General features: G+C 65.2%; 16 protein-coding genes and 1 pseudogene. 8 read left to right on the forward strand and 9 right to left on the reverse strand.

Going from position 1 to position 17,559, the window contains the following annotated elements; genetic code table 11:
* Together ACK4TE_RS14600 and ACK4TE_RS14605 are read left to right on the forward strand one after the other, a co-directional pair.
* A partial coding sequence (locus ACK4TE_RS14600; RefSeq protein WP_409912266.1) for a DMT family transporter occupies window positions 1-657 on the forward strand: 657 nt, incomplete at its 5' end.
* A 212-nt stretch (window positions 658-869) separates the two neighbouring features.
* Entirely contained in the window at window positions 870-1,892 is a 1,023-nt protein-coding gene (locus ACK4TE_RS14605; protein ID WP_409912267.1) for an SDR family oxidoreductase, read from the forward strand.
* Between the two features lie 15 nt (window positions 1,893-1,907).
* On the opposite strand, the gene ACK4TE_RS14610 is transcribed toward ACK4TE_RS14605, so the two are convergent.
* Window positions 1,908-2,123, reverse strand: a complete 216-nt coding sequence (locus ACK4TE_RS14610) for a DUF1674 domain-containing protein (RefSeq protein ID WP_409912268.1) — start codon at window positions 2,121-2,123, stop codon at window positions 1,908-1,910.
* A gap of 102 nt (window positions 2,124-2,225) precedes the next feature.
* On the opposite strand from ACK4TE_RS14610, the gene htpX reads away from it, so the two are divergent.
* The 6 genes from htpX to purH all read left to right on the forward strand — a co-directional run bounded on the left by htpX (window position 2,226) and on the right by purH (window position 9,211).
* On the forward strand, window positions 2,226-3,137 hold the full coding sequence (htpX, locus tag ACK4TE_RS14615; RefSeq protein WP_409912269.1) for a zinc metalloprotease HtpX: 912 nt from the start codon (window positions 2,226-2,228) through the stop codon (window positions 3,135-3,137).
* Window positions 3,138-3,153: 16 nt separating this feature from the next.
* Window positions 3,154-4,434, forward strand: a complete 1,281-nt coding sequence (locus tag ACK4TE_RS14620) for an RsmB/NOP family class I SAM-dependent RNA methyltransferase (protein ID WP_409912270.1) — start codon at window positions 3,154-3,156, stop codon at window positions 4,432-4,434.
* Between the two features lie 97 nt (window positions 4,435-4,531).
* Window positions 4,532-5,020: a glycine zipper 2TM domain-containing protein gene (locus tag ACK4TE_RS14625; protein ID WP_409912271.1), complete on the forward strand. Its 489-nt coding sequence runs from the start codon at window positions 4,532-4,534 to the stop codon at window positions 5,018-5,020.
* 73 nt (window positions 5,021-5,093) lie between these two features.
* Window positions 5,094-5,762 (forward strand): ribulose-phosphate 3-epimerase, encoded by a 669-nt coding sequence (gene rpe, locus ACK4TE_RS14630; protein ID WP_409912272.1) that lies wholly within the window; start codon window positions 5,094-5,096, stop codon window positions 5,760-5,762.
* Window positions 5,763-5,769: 7 nt separating this feature from the next.
* On the forward strand, window positions 5,770-7,515 hold the full coding sequence (locus tag ACK4TE_RS14635) for a heparinase II/III family protein (protein WP_409912273.1): 1,746 nt from the start codon (window positions 5,770-5,772) through the stop codon (window positions 7,513-7,515).
* A 112-nt stretch (window positions 7,516-7,627) separates the two neighbouring features.
* Entirely contained in the window at window positions 7,628-9,211 is a 1,584-nt protein-coding gene (gene purH, locus ACK4TE_RS14640; protein WP_409912274.1) for a bifunctional phosphoribosylaminoimidazolecarboxamide formyltransferase/IMP cyclohydrolase, read from the forward strand.
* A gap of 10 nt (window positions 9,212-9,221) precedes the next feature.
* Here purH and ACK4TE_RS14645 read toward each other — a convergent pair whose 3' ends face one another.
* The 8 genes and pseudogenes from ACK4TE_RS14645 to tolB all read right to left on the reverse strand — a co-directional run.
* Window positions 9,222-10,211 (reverse strand): DarT ssDNA thymidine ADP-ribosyltransferase family protein, encoded by a 990-nt coding sequence (locus ACK4TE_RS14645; RefSeq protein WP_409912275.1) that lies wholly within the window; start codon window positions 10,209-10,211, stop codon window positions 9,222-9,224.
* A complete protein-coding gene (locus ACK4TE_RS14650) occupies window positions 10,202-11,101 on the reverse strand; it encodes a macro domain-containing protein (protein WP_409912276.1) in 900 nt (299 codons plus the stop codon). The genes ACK4TE_RS14645 and ACK4TE_RS14650 overlap by 10 nt, the downstream gene beginning before the upstream one ends.
* A 319-nt stretch (window positions 11,102-11,420) precedes the next feature.
* Window positions 11,421-11,843 (reverse strand): hypothetical protein, encoded by a 423-nt coding sequence (locus tag ACK4TE_RS14655; protein ID WP_409912277.1) that lies wholly within the window; start codon window positions 11,841-11,843, stop codon window positions 11,421-11,423.
* A complete protein-coding gene (gene ftsH / locus ACK4TE_RS14660) occupies window positions 11,809-13,725 on the reverse strand; it encodes an ATP-dependent zinc metalloprotease FtsH (RefSeq protein ID WP_409912278.1) in 1,917 nt (638 codons plus the stop codon). Before ftsH ends, ACK4TE_RS14655 begins: the two co-directional genes overlap by 35 nt.
* A gap of 1 nt (window position 13,726) precedes the next feature.
* Window positions 13,727-14,872 carry a tRNA lysidine(34) synthetase TilS gene (gene tilS / locus ACK4TE_RS14665; protein WP_409912279.1) on the reverse strand — a complete coding sequence of 382 codons (1,146 nt, stop codon included), beginning with the start codon at window positions 14,870-14,872 and terminating at the stop codon, window positions 13,727-13,729.
* The gene (ybgF, locus tag ACK4TE_RS14670; RefSeq protein ID WP_409912280.1) at window positions 14,860-15,777 is read right to left on the reverse strand and encodes a tol-pal system protein YbgF; all 918 of its coding nucleotides are present in this window, start codon (window positions 15,775-15,777) and stop codon (window positions 14,860-14,862) included. The genes tilS and ybgF overlap by 13 nt, the downstream gene beginning before the upstream one ends.
* Window positions 15,778-15,947: 170 nt before the next feature.
* Window positions 15,948-16,490, reverse strand: a complete 543-nt coding sequence (gene pal / locus ACK4TE_RS14675; protein ID WP_409912281.1) for a peptidoglycan-associated lipoprotein Pal — start codon at window positions 16,488-16,490, stop codon at window positions 15,948-15,950.
* Window positions 16,491-16,717: 227 nt separating this feature from the next.
* Window positions 16,718-17,559 (reverse strand): annotated as a pseudogene (tolB, locus tag ACK4TE_RS14680) (Tol-Pal system protein TolB); the annotation flags it as partial.

Below are 17,559 nucleotides of genomic sequence, written 5' to 3' on the forward strand. Positions count from 1 at the left end.
ATCTGGCCGGTGTTCGGCCTGCCGCTGGCAGAGTTCAATGCCCTGAGCTTCACGCGGCCGCTGTTCGTCACCCTGCTCGCGGTGGTGCTGCTGCATGAGAAAGTCGGCATCCACCGGACGGCGGCTGTGATCGCCGGCTTCGGCGGGGTGCTGGTGATGACGCTGGTGCCGGGCCTGCTGGGGGCTGAGGGGGGCGCGCATTTCAATGCCGGCAGCCTGTTTGCGATCCTCTCCTCGCTCTGCTTTGCCTTCACCATCGTGCTGGTCAAATCGCTGACCGGGGTGCATTCGCCGATGGCGCTGCTGATCTGGGCAAACCTGTTATCGTCAATCTTCATCCTGCCGGCGGCGCTGGCCGTCTGGTCCTGGCCGGAACCGGCGACCTGGCTGCTGATCTTCGGCATGGCGTTTGCCGGCTTCGTCGCCCAGTTCTGCTTCATCAAGGGCATGTCGATCGGAGACGCCTCGTTCCTCTCGCCAATGGACTATCTGCGCCTTCCGATGGGCGCGGTGGCCGACTGGGTGATGATCCGCGCCCTGCCAGGCCTGTTCGTCTGGGCGGGCGCAGGCCTCATCGTCGTCTCCACCCTTTACATCACCTGGCGCGAGCACCGGCGGAACCAGAAGAAGCCCGTCGTGCCACCCAAGCCGTTTTAGTTTTTTGCTCGGCGCTGTTCGCGGGCTGTCGCCTATAGCGCATATGCCTTCGCCGTGCGCGCGGGAGCATCAGGCCAAGGGGCTTGGGCGTGCTTCCCTCCCCCCCCTTTCGCCGCGCAGACCCGCCCCACACTGTCTTCCCCGGCAACAAGTTTCCGCTTGTGAATGACAAATGAATCGTTCATTATTCAAAAACAAGTCCTGGAGGATACATGGCGAAAGTTCTCGTGACAGGGGCGACCGGTTTCATTGCCGGTCATGTCATCCACCAGCTGCTGGAAGCCGGGCACGAGGTGACCGGAACGGCGCGTTCCGCTGCCAGGGGCGCAGCTCTGAGCCAGACGATCAGCGCCTATGCGGGCCGGCCCGTGTCGATCCCGATCCGCGAGGCGGACCTGTCCTCCGACAAGGGCTGGGCCGAGGCCGCACAGGGCATGGATTTCATCCAGCACATCGCCTCCCCTATTCCCAGCAACGTTCCGAAAGATGCCGATGAGCTGATCATCCCCGCGCGTGACGGGGCCCTGCGGGTGCTGAGGGCGGCGAAGGCGGCGGGTGTGAAACGGGTGGTGATGACCTCGTCGATGGCGGCGTGCGCCTATGGCTGGGGCGACCAGCGGCCGAACCCGGTGACGGAGGAACACTGGTCGCGCGAGGACGCCGTCAGCGACACCACGCCCTATACCCGCTCCAAGACGATCGCGGAGCGTGCCGCTTGGAACTATGTGAATGGTGAAGGCAAGGGCCTGGAACTGACGGCGATCAATCCGGCCGCCGTGCTCGGGCCGGTGATGAGCGGCGACTTTTCAGCCTCCGTTGAAATCCTGACGCAGCTCCTCTCCGGCAAGCTGCCGGGCACGCCGCGCGTCGGCTTCGTGATCGTGGATGTGCGCGATGTCGCCGCCGCGCATGTGCTGGCGATGACGAATCCGGCAGCGGCCGGCCAGCGGTTCCTCGTCGGTGACCGGTTCATGTGGTTTTCAGAAGTCGCCGCCGTTCTGCGCCGCGAGTTCCCGGCCTACAGCAAGAAAGTGCCGGCGAAGGAGTTGCCGGGCTGGATGGTGAAGCTGATCGCCATGGTCAATCCGCCGGCCAGGCAGATCATCCCGGAGATCGGCCGCGAACGGCATATCTCCAGCGAAAAGGCGAAACGCGTTCTGGGCTGGCAGGCCCGTTCCGCCGAAGAAGCGATCATCTCCGGTGCGAAGAGCCTGATCGACTTCAAGGTGGTCTGAGGCTTGGGCAGCGCCTCAGAAGTCGTAGGTGATGCCTTTGCGTTCCCAGTCGCCGTAGCGGGTGGGTTCGATGGTCCGGGGACCGCCGCGTTCATCTGCCGGGAGGGCCGCGTCGGCGCGCTTGCGGGCGTCGGCCTCCTCCAGCGCGCGGCGGGCGGCTTCCGGCAGCGCGGCGCGCCGGGCGCGCTCTTCCTCGGAGAGCAGGTGCGATTCTGCAGGCTCTGCGGTCATTCGCGGTCTTCCCGTTGTGTTTACCTTCACCCATATAGGCTGCGCGGCGCGGCTTGTCCGCCCGTATGCTGATTTCTTCGCGTGACAGGAGTTCCCCCGCTCATGGGCACAGCCAAGACCTTTATCCTGCTGGCGGTGATGACGGCATTGTTCGTCGTCATCGGCTATTTCGTCGGCGGAACGGCCGGCATGACCATCGCCTTCGTCGTGGCCGCGGGCATGAACGTGTTTGCCTGGTGGAATTCCGACAAGATCGTGCTGCGGATGCAGGGCGCCCAGGAAGTGCCCGAAGACACGGCCAACCCGATGCTGAGGGCTTTCCGGCAGGATGTGGCACGGCTGGCGGAACGGGCCGGCCTGCCACAACCGAAGGTGTACATCATCGACACGCCCCAGCCGAACGCCTTCGCCACCGGGCGCAATCCGCAGAACGCCGCCGTGGCTGCCACAACCGGCCTGCTGAACGTGCTGACGCGCGAGGAAGTGGCCGGCGTCATGGCGCACGAGCTGGCGCATGTGCAGAACCGCGACACGCTGACCATGACCGTGACGGCCACGCTGGCCGGTTCGATCGGCATGCTGGCCAACTTCGCCCTGTTCTTCGGCCCGCGCGATACCAGCGGCCGGCCGAACCCGGTTCTCGGCATCGCGATCATGATCCTGGCGCCGCTGGCCGCCGGCCTGGTGCAGATGGCCATCAGCCGCTCGCGGGAATACGAGGCGGATGCGCGCGGCGCGGAAATCTGTGGCAACCCGCTGTGGCTCGCCTCGGCGCTGGAAAAGATTGAACGCGGCGCCCGCGCCCAGATCAATCCGTATGCGGAACGCTCACCCGCAATGGCGCACATGTACATCGCCAACCCGCTGAACGGGCGCGGGCCGGACAACCTCTTCTCCACGCATCCCTCGACGGCGAACCGTGTCGAGGCGCTTCGCCGGCTGGCCGGCGAGATGGGTATCTCCTCGATCCGTCCGGCCGGGACGGCCCGCCGCACGGCAGGCCCATGGGGCTGAGCGCGGGCCCCGGCCAATGAGCGGAGCTGCCGCCCGGCGCGCCGCCGGCGATCTTCTGCACCTTACGCTCGACCGGAAACGGACGCTGGACGAGGCCATGGCCGCCTCCGAACCGTTTCGCGCCCTGGAAGGCCCGGACCGTGGCTTTGCCCGCGCCATCGCCTCCTCGGCGCTGCGCCATCTCGGCTGGATCGACCGGACCGTGCAGCCGCTGATCTCACGCCCGCTGGCGGCGACGAGCCCGGAAATCCGGGCGCTGATCCGTGCAGGGGCCGCGCAGATCTGGTTCATGGAAGTGGCACCACATGCGGCGGTTTCGGAGACTGTGGATGCGGCCCGCCTGTGGCCGGGCGCACGCTCGGGTGGCAGTTTCCTGAATGCCGCGCTGCGGCGCGTGAGCGAAACCTCCTCGCCCGCCGCGTCGCTGAACCCGGAGGACATCTGGCCGGACTGGCTGCGGCTGGCGATGGCCGGCGGGCTGGGAGATGCAGCCGCGCGGCAGCTGGCCCGCGCGCAGCTGGCCGAGCCGGAACTGCACCTGACGGCGCGCACTGATGCGGCCGCAGTGGTAGCCATGACCGGCGGCACCATCCTGCCCTCGGGTTCCGTGCGGCTGGCGGCCGGCGCGGTCGAGACCCTGCCCGGCTATGAAGAAGGACACTGGTGGGTTCAGGATGCCGCCGCCGCCCTGCCGGCCAGACTGCTTGATCCGCAGGCGGATGACCGGGTGCTGGACCTGTGCGCGGCGCCGGGCGGCAAGACGCTGCAGCTGGCCGCCAGCGGGGCCCGGGTGACGGCGGTGGACCGTTCCGCCAGCCGTGTGAAACGGCTGCAGGAGAATCTCGACCGCACACGGCTGAAGGCAGAGATCCTGGTGGCGGATGCGGAGACCTGGCAACCGCCAGAAAAGTTCGGGAAAATCCTCGTTGACGCACCCTGTTCGGCGCTGGGCACGCTGGCGCGCCATCCGGAAGGGGCGTGGATCAAGTCGATCGCCGATGTCGGGCGTTTCCCGGCGGTGCAGGCGCGCATCCTGTCAGCCGCGCGGGCGATGCTCGCGCCGGGCGGTACGCTGGTCTACTGTGTATGCACCCCCCTGCCCTCGGAAGGGCGCGAGATTGTGGAGGCGGCGATTGCCCGGGGCGACTATGTGCGCCGGCCCATCCGCCCCGGCGAATGTGCCGGTTTCGAACATGCCCTGACCCCTGCCGGAGACCTGCTGACCCTGCCGGGCCCCTCACACGCTTGTGATGCCTTCTATATCGCCCGGCTGGCCCCGGCCGGCCGTGAGGCCTGATCCTGAACGGTTTTCCTAACTGAAATTCATGTCCTATTCAGGCCGAACCCGGCTATATGGCCCCATCGCAGGTATGCAATGCGAAAGGAAGAATTCAATGATGATGCAGCTTTCTGCTAACTCGGCCTCGCGGAAGGCCCTTGCCGGCGCCCTCGCGGCCCTGACTCTGGCGGTCGCAGGCTGCGCCAGCACCGGCGGGGTCGGCCAGGCCTCGACCCGCTCGATGGGACAGGCTTCGACGGTCTACACCGGCGTTGTCACCTCGGCCCGTGAAGTCGTCATCCGGCCCGACCGCTCCGTCATCGGCACGGCCACCGGCGCCGTGCTCGGCGGTATCGCCGGCTCGGAAATCGGGGGCGGCGACAAGGCCCAGACGGCCGGCGCCATCGGCGGCGCGGTGATCGGCGGCATCGCGGGCAACGCGGCTGGCAAGGCCATGGGCACCCAGCGCGGCTATGCCTACATCGTGCGCTTCGATAATGGCGAAGTGAAAGAGATCATCCAGGGGGCAGACCTCTACATTCCGCCCGGCACCCCGGTGAACGCGATTGCCGGCGCCGATGGCTGGAAACTCGTTCCCCGCTGACCCGGCGGCATCCTGAAGCAAACGGACAGCCGGCTGCCTTGTGTGGCCGGCTGTTCCCTTTTAGGGATGAACCATGACCCCCGTCCTGATTTCCCCTTCGATTCTGTCGGCCGATTTCGCCAGGCTGGGCGAGGAAATCCGCGCCATCGATGCCGCCGGGGCCGACATGATCCATGTTGACGTCATGGACGGTCATTTCGTGCCGAACCTGACCTTTGGCCCGCCGGTGATCGAGAAACTGCGGCCGCACACGAAGAAGCCTTTCGACGTGCACCTGATGATCGCGCCGGTCGATCCCTATATCGCCGCCTTTGCCAAGGCAGGCGCCGACATCCTGACCGTGCACCCGGAGGCGGGTCCCCACCTGCACCGCACCCTGCAGGCCATCCGTGCCGCCGGCATGCGCCCCGGTGTGGCGCTGAACCCCGGCACGCCGGCCAGTGTGATCGAGCCCGTCATCGACGATATCGACCTCGTGCTGGTGATGTCGGTGAACCCCGGTTTCGGCGGGCAGAGCTTCATCACCAGCCAGCTGAAGAAAACCGAACAGCTGCGCCGGATGATCGATGCCACGGGCCGCGACATCATTCTGGAAATCGATGGTGGCCTGAACGCCGAGACGGCGCCGAAAGCGATTGCGGCCGGGGTGACGGCCATCGTCGCAGGCTCCGCCGTGTTCCAGGGCGGACCGGCCGCCTATGCGGACAATATCCGGGCCCTTCGCCCCAAAGTCAGAGTGTGAGCCGCCCGTGAGCGTGGACGGCAGGAACCTGTCTGACGGCACTGAGGATACGTTCCAGGCAGACCGGACCCGGACGAGCAGCGATGACGCGGCCCTGTGGCGGCGCTTTCGCGGCATCGCCGGCGAGGATGCCCGGGTCTCCACCCTGCAGAAGCTGAAACTCACCGGGCATGGACCGGATACATTCAGCCTGCATCTCGAAAACCTTCTGCCCCCGGACGATCGGCGCGGCGAAGCACTGATGCGCGATGTCTGGCGCATCGGCCAGCAGCGCATCGTGTTGCAGCCCGGCCAGTCACCCTGGTCGATCGAGATGCCGTCGCGCCATTTCGCTGACCGCGTGCACCGGTTCGGATGGATTGCAGACGTGATGGCGCAGGGTGAGGCCGGCACGGCGCGCGCCATCGCCCTGGTGGATGACTGGGTGGCCAAGTTCGGAAAGTTCCACGGCTTTGCCTGGCGGCTCGAGCCGACGGCGAGCCGCTGCTGGAACTGGCTGCGCTGTGGCCCGGACCTGCTGGAAGCCGGCGATGAGGCTGCGCGCCATGCCCGCATCGATGCCCTTGCCCGGCAATTGCGCTACATCCAGGAGACGATTACCTCCGCGCACGATCCGAAATCGCGCTGGCTGGGCGCGGTCGTGCTGGTGGCGAAGTCCCTCTGCCTCAGGGCCGGGGCGGGCCTCGGCGAGGCGCTGGACCGGCTGGAAGCGGAAACCACCGCGCAGATCCTGCCGGATGGCGGGCATGTGTCACGCAGTCCGGCGCATGTGCTGGCTTCGCTGATCCACCTGCAGACGCTGTCGCGCGCCCTGGACAAGGCCGGCCGGCCGCAGCCGGACTGGATGGAGAAGTGGATCCCGCGGCTGGGCGCGATGCTCGCTTTCTTCCAGACCGGTGACGGGGCGCTGAACACGTTCAATGATGGTGACGAATCCCGTGCCGAAGTGGTCAGCGCCGCGCTCGCCCGCCTGCCCGCCCCGCCCCGCAAGTTTATGTTCGCGCCGAAGTCAGGGTTCCAGAAAGTAGAGAAAGGCTCGATCCGGCTGGTGCTGGATTGCGGGGAAGCCCCGCCCCGCCCGTTTGGGGATCATGCCCGCGCCGGCGCGCTCGGCTTCGAACTGTCGGACGGAACGGCGCGCATCGTCACCTCCTGCGGCTTCAGCCCGGAAGTGAATGTCGACTGGCAGGCCGCCGTGCGCCGCACCAGCGCGCATTCGACCCTGATCCTGGCCGGGCGCGACTCGGCGGCGTTCGAGCTGAACGACGCCACCCGCCTGCGTGCCCTGATCGGGCCGGAAGGCATTGCCGCCAAGCGCCTGGAGGAGGCCAATGAAATCTGGCTTGACGCGCAGCACGCCGGATACAAGGCCGCCTATGGCCTGCTGCACCGGCGGCGCATCTTCGTTTCCGGCGAGGGCGACCGGCTGACCGGCGAGGATTCGCTGGTGCGGCCCGTGGCGCAGGCCGAGGCGGAGGAGAAGAAGCCCATCCCCTTCGATATCCGCTTTCATCTGCACCCGACCGTGACCGCGATGATGGGCAAGGACGCCATCCGCCTGATGCTGGACAACGGCCATGTCTGGCGCTTCCGCACGAGCCATGAGGGCGCGCGGCTGGAACGCACCGTGTATCTCGCCCGCGGCATCGTCGAGCAGCCGGAGCAGATCGTGCTGTCGGGCTTTGCCGACCCCAACGGCGATGGCAGCCAGCCGCCGAACTGCGTGCGCTGGGCGTTCATCCGCGAGTCCTGAGCGGCGTGCCGCAAAGCGGGGACCGGTTTGCGGGAAAACGCCGCGACCAACAAACTTGACCCCGGCACATGCCGTGATACCCCGCGCGCGACAGCCCGCGAGGAGAACCGCCATGTCTGCCCCCCTGAAAATCCGCCGCGCGCTGATTTCCGTGTCCGACAAGACCGGGCTGATCGGCCAGGCCACCCGCCTGCGCAGTCATGGGGCGGACCTGATCTCCACCGGCGGCACGGCCCGGGCGCTCAAGGATGCGGCCATCCCCGTGATGGACGTGGCCGAGCTGACCGGCTTTCCCGAGATGATGGACGGGCGCGTGAAGACGCTCCACCCCGCCGTCCACGGCGGCCTCCTCTTCCTGCGCGACAATGACCAGCATGTCGCCGATGCGCGCACCCACGGCATCGCCCCGATCGACCTGATCTATGTCAACCTCTACCCCTTCGAGGCGACCGTCGCCTCCGGCGCGGACTTCGAGACCTGTATCGAGAATATCGACATCGGCGGCCCCGCCATGCTGCGCGCGGCGGCGAAGAACCATGCCTTCGTCGCCTGCTGCACCGACACCTCCGATGTCGAGGCGGTGCTGGCCGAACTCGACGCCAATGGCGAGGTCAGCCACGCCCTGCTGCGCCGCCTTGCCGCGAAAACCTATGCGCGCACCGCCGCCTATGACGCCGCCATCTCCCAGTGGTTCGCCCGCCAGAACGGCGAGACCGCGCCGGACTGGGCGGCCCTCGGCGGGCGCCTCGCCCAGCCGCTGCGCTATGGCGAAAACCCGCACCAGAAGGCCGCCTTCTATGTCACCGGCGAGAAGCGCCCGGGCGTGGCCACCGCGCGCCAGTTGCAGGGCAAGGAGCTGTCCTACAACAACATCAACGACACCGATGCCGCCTATGAGCTGATCGGCGAGCTTGGGCCAGAGACGCCCGCCGTCGCCATCATCAAGCATGCCAACCCCTGCGGCGTCGCCCTCGGCGCCACGATCATCGACGCCTACCGCGCCGCGCTTGCCTGCGACCCGACCTCCGCCTTCGGCGGCATCGTCGCGCTGAACCGCCCGCTCGACGAGCAGACCGCAAAGGTCATCACTGACATCTTCACCGAAGTCGTCATCGCGCCCGGCGCGGATGCTGCCGCCGAGGCCGTGTTCGCCAAGAAGAAAAATCTCCGCCTGCTGATCACCGACGGCCTGCCGGACCCGGCCGCGCCGGGCCTGTTCCTGAAAACCGTGGCCGGCGGCTTCCTGCTGCAGGACCGCGACGCAGGGCGGATCACCGCGGCAGACCTGAAAGTGGTGACGAAGCGCGCGCCGACCGCGCAGGAGCTCGCCGACATGCTGTTCGCCTGGCGCGTGGCCAAGCATGTGAAATCGAACACGATTGTCTATGCGAAGGACGGCGTCACCGCCGGCATCGGCGCCGGCCAGATGAGCCGCATCGACTCAGCCCGCATCGCCGCCCGCAAGGCCGAAGACGCACAGGCCACCGCCGGCTGGGCCGAGGCGCGCACTAAGGGCTGCGTCGCCGCCTCCGACGCTTTCTTTCCGTTCCCGGACGGTCTCCTCCAGGCCGCCAGCGCCGGCGCCACCGCCGTCATCCAACCCGGCGGCTCAATCCGCGACGATGAGGTGATCGCCGCCGCCGACGAGGCGGGCCTCGCGATGGTGTTCACGGGGATGCGGCATTTCCGGCATTGAAGCGACGATTTTAGAACGGGTCGCGAGCGAACTCCAAGTGCGCATCATATGCCAAACAGTTCTCGACATGGATCGTAACGCGATATGTGCCAAGCGTGATGCGCCCATCAAAGCGCCACCTACGCGCATTTCCATCCGGGATCGGCGCAAATGAAGCAGACTGATAGTTTATTAGCTTAGCGCCAGTTCGAGCATTCACGCATTCTAAGTGAAGATCAATTGTCCTCCCATCTTCTCGCTGCGCGAACTGCACCACGACGCCCCGCTCTGTTAAGTAAACCAGTTCTACATGAGCGAACTTTTTTTCGAAGTACGTGAGATCATCAGAAGTGTTTATGATACGAGCCCACTGTTGTTTTGCGCGCGGATTCAACAAATTGAGAAGGGTCTCTTTCTCGGCTTCTGATCGGCAAAGCACGAATAACAACCGCGGAGCGATTTCCATTGGCGATGGCAGGAGGACTTCAGCGCATCGTTTTGCCTTTATAGTCACGTCTCCACCGAAGCTTCCATTGTGATAAATTCGAGCGAAGTCCATCTGTGTAGTGAAGAACTGATCTGTGTCGCCAACTATCGCTTCGTCGTTCTGCATATTGCATGTTGAGAATCTAACGCCCTCGCTACTAAGAATACGACGCGCACAAAAGACCAGCATCCCAAGCATGGGGGCGTGAGCGCCGAATCGAATTTCCTGAGCCTTCCGAATTCCCTCAATAGAGTATTGAGTGGGATTTCTGGGACGAAAATAAAGCCTGGCGAAGTCATGAGCGCGGTTGTTGTTGTTGACAATCTCCGCCGCTGCCACATCCATCGCCGCTAAGCCCTGTGCCGCATTGCGTGACAGGAGTTGTCCGGAGTTCAGTATCGCAGCTAAATTTTGGATCGGCTCGTGCCGAAAAATCTGCTCCGGCCATTTAGCTGCGTATGGAAAGCGCGAGCGCGCCAGACGCTCCGTATGCACACGAATATGTTCTTCAATTACAGCGTCGCTTATTGCCACGAGAACTCAGACTGTTCTTTACCGGCACCCGGGTTGACCTTTGGAGAATTGAACCGGAATTCAGCAGCGACCTCGGCTTCAGATGAAGGGCGTGCGACAGATACTGCTCGAACATTCGGGAACAAACAAAAAAGAGAGATCAATCGGCTGGCCTCTCGAGGGTCCAAAAGCCCCAGCTTTTGCTTTGTAAGCAACCCACTGTTTAGTATTCTCCAAACATCAGAAACTTCATCGCGTTCGACGAAGGACCGATCTGAGTCAGTTTCAACCAACAGCTCTGAACCGTTCACCGTAATTCGGAACGGCTCGAGATACTCGAGATCGAACATCTCATGCCCGACCTTCATGGATAGGTTCTGAATGTATCCCCATACCTCGTCAAACGATGTTGGTGCAGCACGATGTTCGTTCGCCTCAACAATTGCAGCTAGATGTTCAGGTAGCCCGACATTGACTTCATAGTCATGGATAAAAACGGGAATCGAGAGCGGCTCCAAGTAGTGCTCCATCAGAGGTCGGACCTCCTCCCAATCCAAATTTCCATTTCCACAACCTAGCTTAGGAAAGGCAACTTCCTGTATTCCTTGTCGCTCGTACTGATCGACAAACTTTTTGAGTCCCGCCTCAATCCACTCGATCTTTGATGGACTGCGCCAATGCTTCTTGGTTGGAAAATTCAGGACCCACTGCTCTGGACCGCGCCACAACCAAAGCTTGCCAGGCTCCAATAGTCCGTCATCACAAAACCTTTTGTATGCCTCAAACATATCCGGGTAGAGCCGCTTAAACTCGGCGGCCACACCCTTTCCCATGACACCCACGCAGTTGACTGTGTTTACTACAGTTTGCGCCGATGATGTGAATAAACTTGTTCGATTGTAGAGGATCATTTCGCACCTATGATTCGAAAGAAAACATGAGCGCTAAGCGTCACCAAGTCAATAATGTTCTGTTTTTGTTCACCCCTCCCCTGCGCCTTCGCACTCGCAATTGGTTAAATTGAAACGAGCGAACGCAACGAATCTGGCCTCGTCCGTCCCATATACGGATGAAGTTTGTCGTTATCTCAGTTTCGCCGCAGGCGAAGGCCGGGACTCAGTAGCTTGAAGAGCGGACTAAAATACCGCGGGGAGCACTGCGCCTTCCGGATGGCAGGATAAATCCCGCTGCAAAGAACGCCCGCCTTCGCGGGGATGGTCGGCGCAGAAACTACGGCCGTCCCAGCCTCTCCAGCTCATCCCTCAGCTTACGGACGATCTCCTGGCGCACCTTCCAGCTGAGCCAGGCCTTGTCCATGCGGGAGAGCCAGTGGGAATTGACGGCCGATTGTTCGCGCCCGAGCGCGCGGGGGCGTTTCATCACGCGGTGCCCCAGCACCTCGGCCACATGCGCCATTTCCTCGGGGCTGGCGAAGTAAAGCTCGTGGCCGCGCTCTTCGAGGATCCAGCAAGGGTGCCCCTTCCCCGGCGCAGGCGGGGGAAAGGGCGGGTCAAACCGCGTGGCGGTATGGAAGGCGCCGTCCAGCGGGCGGTGGACAAAGCGGCTGACCGGCGTGAACACCGGCCCTGCGCGATGCTCCAGCCGCAGGCGCAGGCTGTCAGGCCGGGTTCGGCGCGGGGTCGAGGCCGCCATCGCGCGGCTTCTTGCGCTTGCCGATGACGGGCACGGCCGAGGCCGGGCCGGCATCATCGTCGGAGATATCCGGACGCGAGGGGGGATTGCCCTTCAGCAGCTCGGCGATTTCCTCGCCGGTAAGCGTCTCGTATTCGAGCAGGCCGCGGGCCACCGCTTCCCATTCGGCGCGGTGCTCGGTCATGATCCGGCGGGCATCTTCCTTGCCCTTTTCGATCAGCTTACGGACCTCCTCCTCGATCTTGCGCGAGGTTTCCTCCGAGATGTGCGTGGACTGCATCAGCTGCTGGCCAAGGAAAACATCCCCCTGGTCCGAGCCGTAATCGACCGGGCCGATGATGTCGGAATAGCCCCAGCGGGTGACCATCGCGCGGGCGAGGCGCGTGGCCTGCTGGATGTCGGAGGCGGCGCCGGCGGTGACATTGTCATCCCCGAATTTCAGCTCTTCCGCCACGCGCCCGCCCATGATGATGGCAAGACGCGAGGTCATCTCGAGCTTCGACATCGACAGCTTGTCGTCTTCCGGCAGCTGCATCACCATGCCCAGCGCCCGCCCGCGCGGGATGATCGTCGCCTTGTGCACGGGGTCTGCCGCGGGCACCTTCATCGCCACGATGGCGTGGCCGGCTTCGTGCCAGGCGGTGAGCTCCTTTTCCTTCTCGGACATCACCATCGAGCGGCGCTCCGGGCCCATCAGCACCTTGTCCTTGGCGTCCTCGAACTCCTGCATGGCAACGACGCGCTTGCCGCGGCGGGCCGCCAGCAGGGCGGCCTCGTTGACGAGGTTGGCAAGGTCGGCGCCGGAGAAACCGGGCGTGCCGCGCGCGATCGTCTTGGTGTCGACATCCTTCGCCAGCGGCACATTGCGCATGTGCACGCGCAGGATCTTTTCGCGGCCGATGATGTCCGGATTGCCGACGGTCACCTGGCGGTCGAACCGGCCGGGACGCAGCAGCGCCGGGTCGAGCACGTCGGGGCGGTTGGTGGCCGCCATGATGATGATGCCTTCGTTCGCCTCGAAGCCGTCCATCTCGACCAGCAGCTGGTTCAGCGTCTGCTCGCGCTCATCGTTACCGCCGCCGAGGCCCGCGCCGCGCGAGCGGCCGACCGCGTCGATCTCGTCGATGAAGATGATGCACGGCGCCGAGCGCTTGGCCTGTTCGAACATGTCGCGCACGCGGCTGGCGCCGACACCGACGAACATCTCGACGAAATCCGAGCCGGAAATGGTGAAGAAGGGCACGCCCGCCTCCCCCGCCACCGCGCGGGCAAGCAGCGTCTTGCCCGTGCCGGGCGGGCCGACAAGCAGCGCGCCTTTCGGGATCTTGCCGCCGAGCCGCTGGAACTTGGACGGGTCCTGCAGGAACTCGACGATTTCCTGCAGCTCTTCCTTGGCCTCGTCGACACCGGCCACATCGTCGAAGGTGACCCGGCCATGCTTCTCGGTGAGCAGGCGCGCGCGCGACTTGCCGAAACTCATCGCCCCGCGCGTGCCGCCGCCCTGCATCTGGCGCATCATGAAGAACACGAACGCGACGATCAGCACGATCGGCAGCAGCGACAGCAGCACCGAGGCCACATTGTTGCGCCCGACATCCGCCTCGACCTTGAAGGGCACATTGTTCTCCCGAAGCACCTGCTCGGTCGTCATGTCGAGCTGGCGGATTTCCGATATCAGCTTCTGGCCATCGGAGGTGGTCACCATCAGCTTGGTGTCGCCGAGCGTGGCTTCGGTCAGCTTGCCCTGCTGGGCCATGGTGTAGATGTCCGACAGCCGGACAGGCTTGGCGCGGGCGACTTCGGGGTTGCCCCCCATCATCACGGCCATACCGATCACCAGGAGGGCAAGGGCGCCCCAGACGGCAAGGTTGCGAACGTTCATGTCAGGTCTCGCTCGGGGAAAAATCTGTTTCAGGCAAGATAGGAGCCAATTCCCTTAAAAACGACTCCTTTCCGCTGCCTGCGGCAATATCTTGCGCAGAATTGATGAACAGGCGGCGGAAGGCGGCCAGACGGGCCTGGATTCCGGCTGAGGACGGTGCATCCGCCACACGGGCGGCTTCGGCGGACAGGCTGATCCGCCCCCCCTGCCTGTGCAGGCGGACCCCCCCGAGTGTGGCGCCCCGGAAACCGGAAACCTCGCCCAGCCGGGCTGCCAGGGCCACCAGGGCCTCCGACCGGGGCGGCGTCTCGCGGCCGGAAACAGCCTGGATCAACAGGCCCAGGGCCCGCGCGGCGCGGCCGGCAGGCAGACCGCTGAACCGGGCCGTCAGCTGGCCTGAGGCCGGCACGGAAACCTCCGCATCCAGCCACCGGCTCAGGAAAGCGTCCTCGACGGCGCGCAGAGCAGCGAACCCGGCCTGCAGGCGCAGCAGGCGCCGGGTCAGTTCCGGACGGCCTGCCAGAAGGGTGCGGACCCGCACGCGCTCGAACGCAGGGTTGTCATTGGAAGGATCATCGATCCAGGCCGCCCCCTGCCCATCCAGCCAGCGGCGCAGAGCGGGGCGGCGCCACCCCAGCAGCGGCCGGGCGATCCACACGCCTTCGCCTTCCGGCCAGACCGGCGAGAGGGCGAGGCGCCGCATACCGGCAAGCCCATACCAGCCGGAGCCCTGCCGGATACGCATAAGAATCGTCTCCGCCTGATCATCCGCGGTATGGCCTGTCAGCAGCAGCTGTCCGCCGGCCGATTTGAGCGCAGCAGACAGCAAGGCATGGCGCGCGCGGCGCGCGGCCGGCTGGCGCGGCTCAGGCGCAGTCCAGCGCAGCGTCCGGTGAGCAAGGCCAAGGCGATGGGCCGCCCCGGCCACCCAGGCGGCTTCCGCGGCCGCTTCCGGGCGCAGGCCGTGGTCGACCGTCAGCACCAGGAGCGCCGTCCGGCGCGGCGCGGCCCAGCGCGCCGCCAGATGCATCAGGGCGAGTGAGTCGCTGCCTCCGGAGACGGCAAGGCCGATGGGACCGGATGCAAGATCTTCCGGGACCGCGGCGAGCGCGGCAGAAAATGCGCGGTCCGGCGCTAGTTCCGGCACCCGGACCGGGTCCGCTCGACGGCGGCAAGGTCTCGCACCACCTTGGAGGCGTTCGGGTAACGGCTTGGCAGCGTGTCGAGTGCCTGACAGGCTTTCGCCGTCTCGCCCAGCAGGCGCATCGAACGGGCGAGCCGCACGAAGGCATCCGGTGCCCGCACATCATCCGGGTACGAACGGATCATCGTGGTATAGGCCTGGCCGCTCTCGGCATAGGCGTTCTGCTGGTGAAGGGCCTCGCCCAGCCAGAAATAGGCCTCGGCCGCCTGCGGGTCCTTGGAGAACTTGTCGATGAAGGCGCGGTAGGCCTCCTCCGCCCCGGCATAGTCGAGGCGCAGGAAACGCGCCTTGGCCTCGGCGAAGAGCGGTCCGGCTTCCCCAGGCAGCTGGCTGGCGGGCAAGGTGCCGAGCGACCCTTCAGGTCCCAGTTGCGACGGGCCCGAACTGTCGATGCCCCGGCCGGCCGAGGAGGGCACGGACATGGCGAGAGACGGCGCGCCATAGCCGGCCGCATCGGCCGGCTCGGGCTCTATGCCGAGCAGGGCCTGCATCGCCGCAATGGCACGGGCCTGCCGGTCCAGCTGCTGGCGCATGGCCTGAGTCTCGCGGCCGAGCGTGTCATTGTCCGTCAGCAGGTCTTCATTCGTCTTGCGCGTACGGGCGAGTTCGAATTCGAGGCTTTCGATCCGGCCATTCAGCACGCTCACCTGATCCTCGAGACGGTTCACCTTGATCAGCAGATCCGACGATTGCTGGCGCGCCTGTTCCACCTGGGCAGACAGATCGCCGGTCGTGACCCCGCGGGTGATCGGCGCCGCACGCGTCTGCACCTGCCCGGCCGTCTGGGCCGACATCGGCACCGCAAACAGGGCAGCGATCGCAACGGTGGTCAGGGCAGCTTTCATCATGGCGGGAAATCTCCGTCAGCGGCAGGAGGCAGAGCGCATTGCAGTAAAAAGAACAGCCGGGGCCAAATTATGGCGCCCGGCTGCCCGAAGCATCTGCTTTTCGCAGTCATTCCGGGTTCCGTCGCGGCGTTGTCCCGGAAGCCGGGCAGTCCGTTCCGGAACGCCGCGTCTTAGCTGGTGGCGCCTGAAACGATCTGCGTCCAGCCGTTACGGTTCAGTGCCCAGGACTGCTCGTCCGAACCGGACGCGATCGGGCGCTCCTTGCCGTAGGATACCGTGTCGATGCGCGAGGCGCTGATGCCCTGGCTGACGAGATATTCCTTAACCGCATTGGCGCGGCGCTCGCCGAGGGCGAGGTTGTACTCACGGGTGCCGCGCTCGTCGGCATTGCCGGCGATCAGGACGCGGACGTTCGGATATGACTTCAGCCAGGCGGCCTGGCGCTGCAGGATCGCCTGATCTTCCGAGTCGAGGCGGTACTGGTCGAGGTCGAAGAACACGCGCTCGCCGACATTGACGCGGAAGTCTTCCAGCGAGCCGGGCTTGATCGAGGATTCGACCACCGGGTCGGTCTTGACGGTCTCGGTCTTCTCTTCAACCGGCGTGGTCACGGTTTCAACAGGCTTGGTCTGTTCCACCGGCTTCGGTTTCGAGGCGCAAGCGCCCGTGGCGAGAAGCGCGGCGGCTGCAGTGACTTTCAGAAAGGTGTGCATAGGTCGTTGGCTCCTAAGGATGGGACGATGCGCTGGCTTGTTAGGAGAAGAGAATTTCTGCCCCCTGAACGCTCCAACGTTAATTCCATAATCTGGCCGGATTGGGACGACAATCGCTTCTCGCACCAATTCAGGCAAAATCGTGGCATCGCTCAGGGAGCTAGCAGGCTGGGCGGCTGCCGCCTGCTTAAATCCCTGTAATGTGCAGATTCTGCGGCAGAATGACCCTATTGCAGCAGGGGCGACCAGGCCGGGTCGGACGCATCCGTCTGGGTGGCCACCCGCCGCTCGTTGCGTCCGGTCAGGTCAACCGACCAGAGCTGGGGCCCTGCCCCCGGGCGGCTTTCGCGGAAATACACGATGACCCGGCCGTTCGGCGACCAGTCCGGCCCCTCGACAAGGTAGGTTTCCTCGGTCAGCCGGCGTTCGCCCTTGCCGTCGATGCCGATCACCCCGACCGAGAATTTGCCGCCTTCCTGCTTGGTGAAGGCGATCAGGTCTCCCCGGGGAGACCAGACCGGGGTCGAGTAACGCCCCTTGCCGAAGGTGATCCGGCAGGCAACGTCGCGCCCGCCTGAGGGGCAGGCCCGTTCGGAGCCGTCGGTGTTCATGATGTAGAGCTGCGGTGTGCCGCCCCGGTCGGAGTTGAACACGATCGACTTGCCGTCCGGCGACATGGAGGGCGAGGTGTCGATGCCCGGATGGTCCGTCAGACGGGTGGTCACCCGGGTGCGCAGATTCATGATGTGGATGTCAGTATTGCCGCGCTGGGCCTGGCTCAGCAGCACGCTCTGGCCATCGACCGAGAAGCGCGGCGCGAAAGCCATGCCGGGGAAATTGCCGAGCAGTTCCTGACGTCCGGTCTCGATGTTGAACAGATAGACGCGCAGGCGGTTGTCCTCGAGCGACATGTAGGTGATTTCCTGTGCCGAGGGGCTGAAGCGCGGCGTCACGACGGTCGAGCGGCCCGAGGTCAGGTACTGCTGGTTGGCGCCGTCGCTGTCCATGATGGCCAGGCGCTTGACCCGGGCCGTCTTCGGTCCGGTCTCGGCGATGTAAACGATGCGCG

Origin of the sequence: Hyphomonas sp. (genome assembly GCF_046313975.1) — a bacterium.
In the GTDB taxonomy this organism is placed as follows: domain Bacteria; phylum Pseudomonadota; class Alphaproteobacteria; order Caulobacterales; family Hyphomonadaceae; genus Hyphomonas.

Bases quoted from the DNA above. Each gene is read 5' to 3' on its own strand.
- ACK4TE_RS14605 (WP_409912267.1), top strand. From the start codon at position 870: ATGGCGAAAGTTCTCGTGACAGGGGCGACCGGTTTCATTGCCGGTCAT.
- ACK4TE_RS14610 (WP_409912268.1), bottom strand. From the start codon at position 2,123: ATGACCGCAGAGCCTGCAGAATCGCACCTGCTCTCCGAGGAAGAGCGC.
- htpX (WP_409912269.1), top strand. From the start codon at position 2,226: ATGGGCACAGCCAAGACCTTTATCCTGCTGGCGGTGATGACGGCATTG.
- ACK4TE_RS14620 (WP_409912270.1), top strand. From the start codon at position 3,154: ATGAGCGGAGCTGCCGCCCGGCGCGCCGCCGGCGATCTTCTGCACCTT.
- ACK4TE_RS14625 (WP_409912271.1), top strand. From the start codon at position 4,532: ATGATGATGCAGCTTTCTGCTAACTCGGCCTCGCGGAAGGCCCTTGCC.
- rpe (WP_409912272.1), top strand. From the start codon at position 5,094: ATGACCCCCGTCCTGATTTCCCCTTCGATTCTGTCGGCCGATTTCGCC.
- purH (WP_409912274.1), top strand. From the start codon at position 7,628: ATGTCTGCCCCCCTGAAAATCCGCCGCGCGCTGATTTCCGTGTCCGAC.
- ACK4TE_RS14650 (WP_409912276.1), bottom strand. From the start codon at position 11,101: ATGATCCTCTACAATCGAACAAGTTTATTCACATCATCGGCGCAAACT.
- ACK4TE_RS14655 (WP_409912277.1), bottom strand. From the start codon at position 11,843: ATGGCGGCCTCGACCCCGCGCCGAACCCGGCCTGACAGCCTGCGCCTG.
- ftsH (WP_409912278.1), bottom strand. From the start codon at position 13,725: ATGAACGTTCGCAACCTTGCCGTCTGGGGCGCCCTTGCCCTCCTGGTG.
- ybgF (WP_409912280.1), bottom strand. From the start codon at position 15,777: ATGATGAAAGCTGCCCTGACCACCGTTGCGATCGCTGCCCTGTTTGCG.
- pal (WP_409912281.1), bottom strand. From the start codon at position 16,490: ATGCACACCTTTCTGAAAGTCACTGCAGCCGCCGCGCTTCTCGCCACG.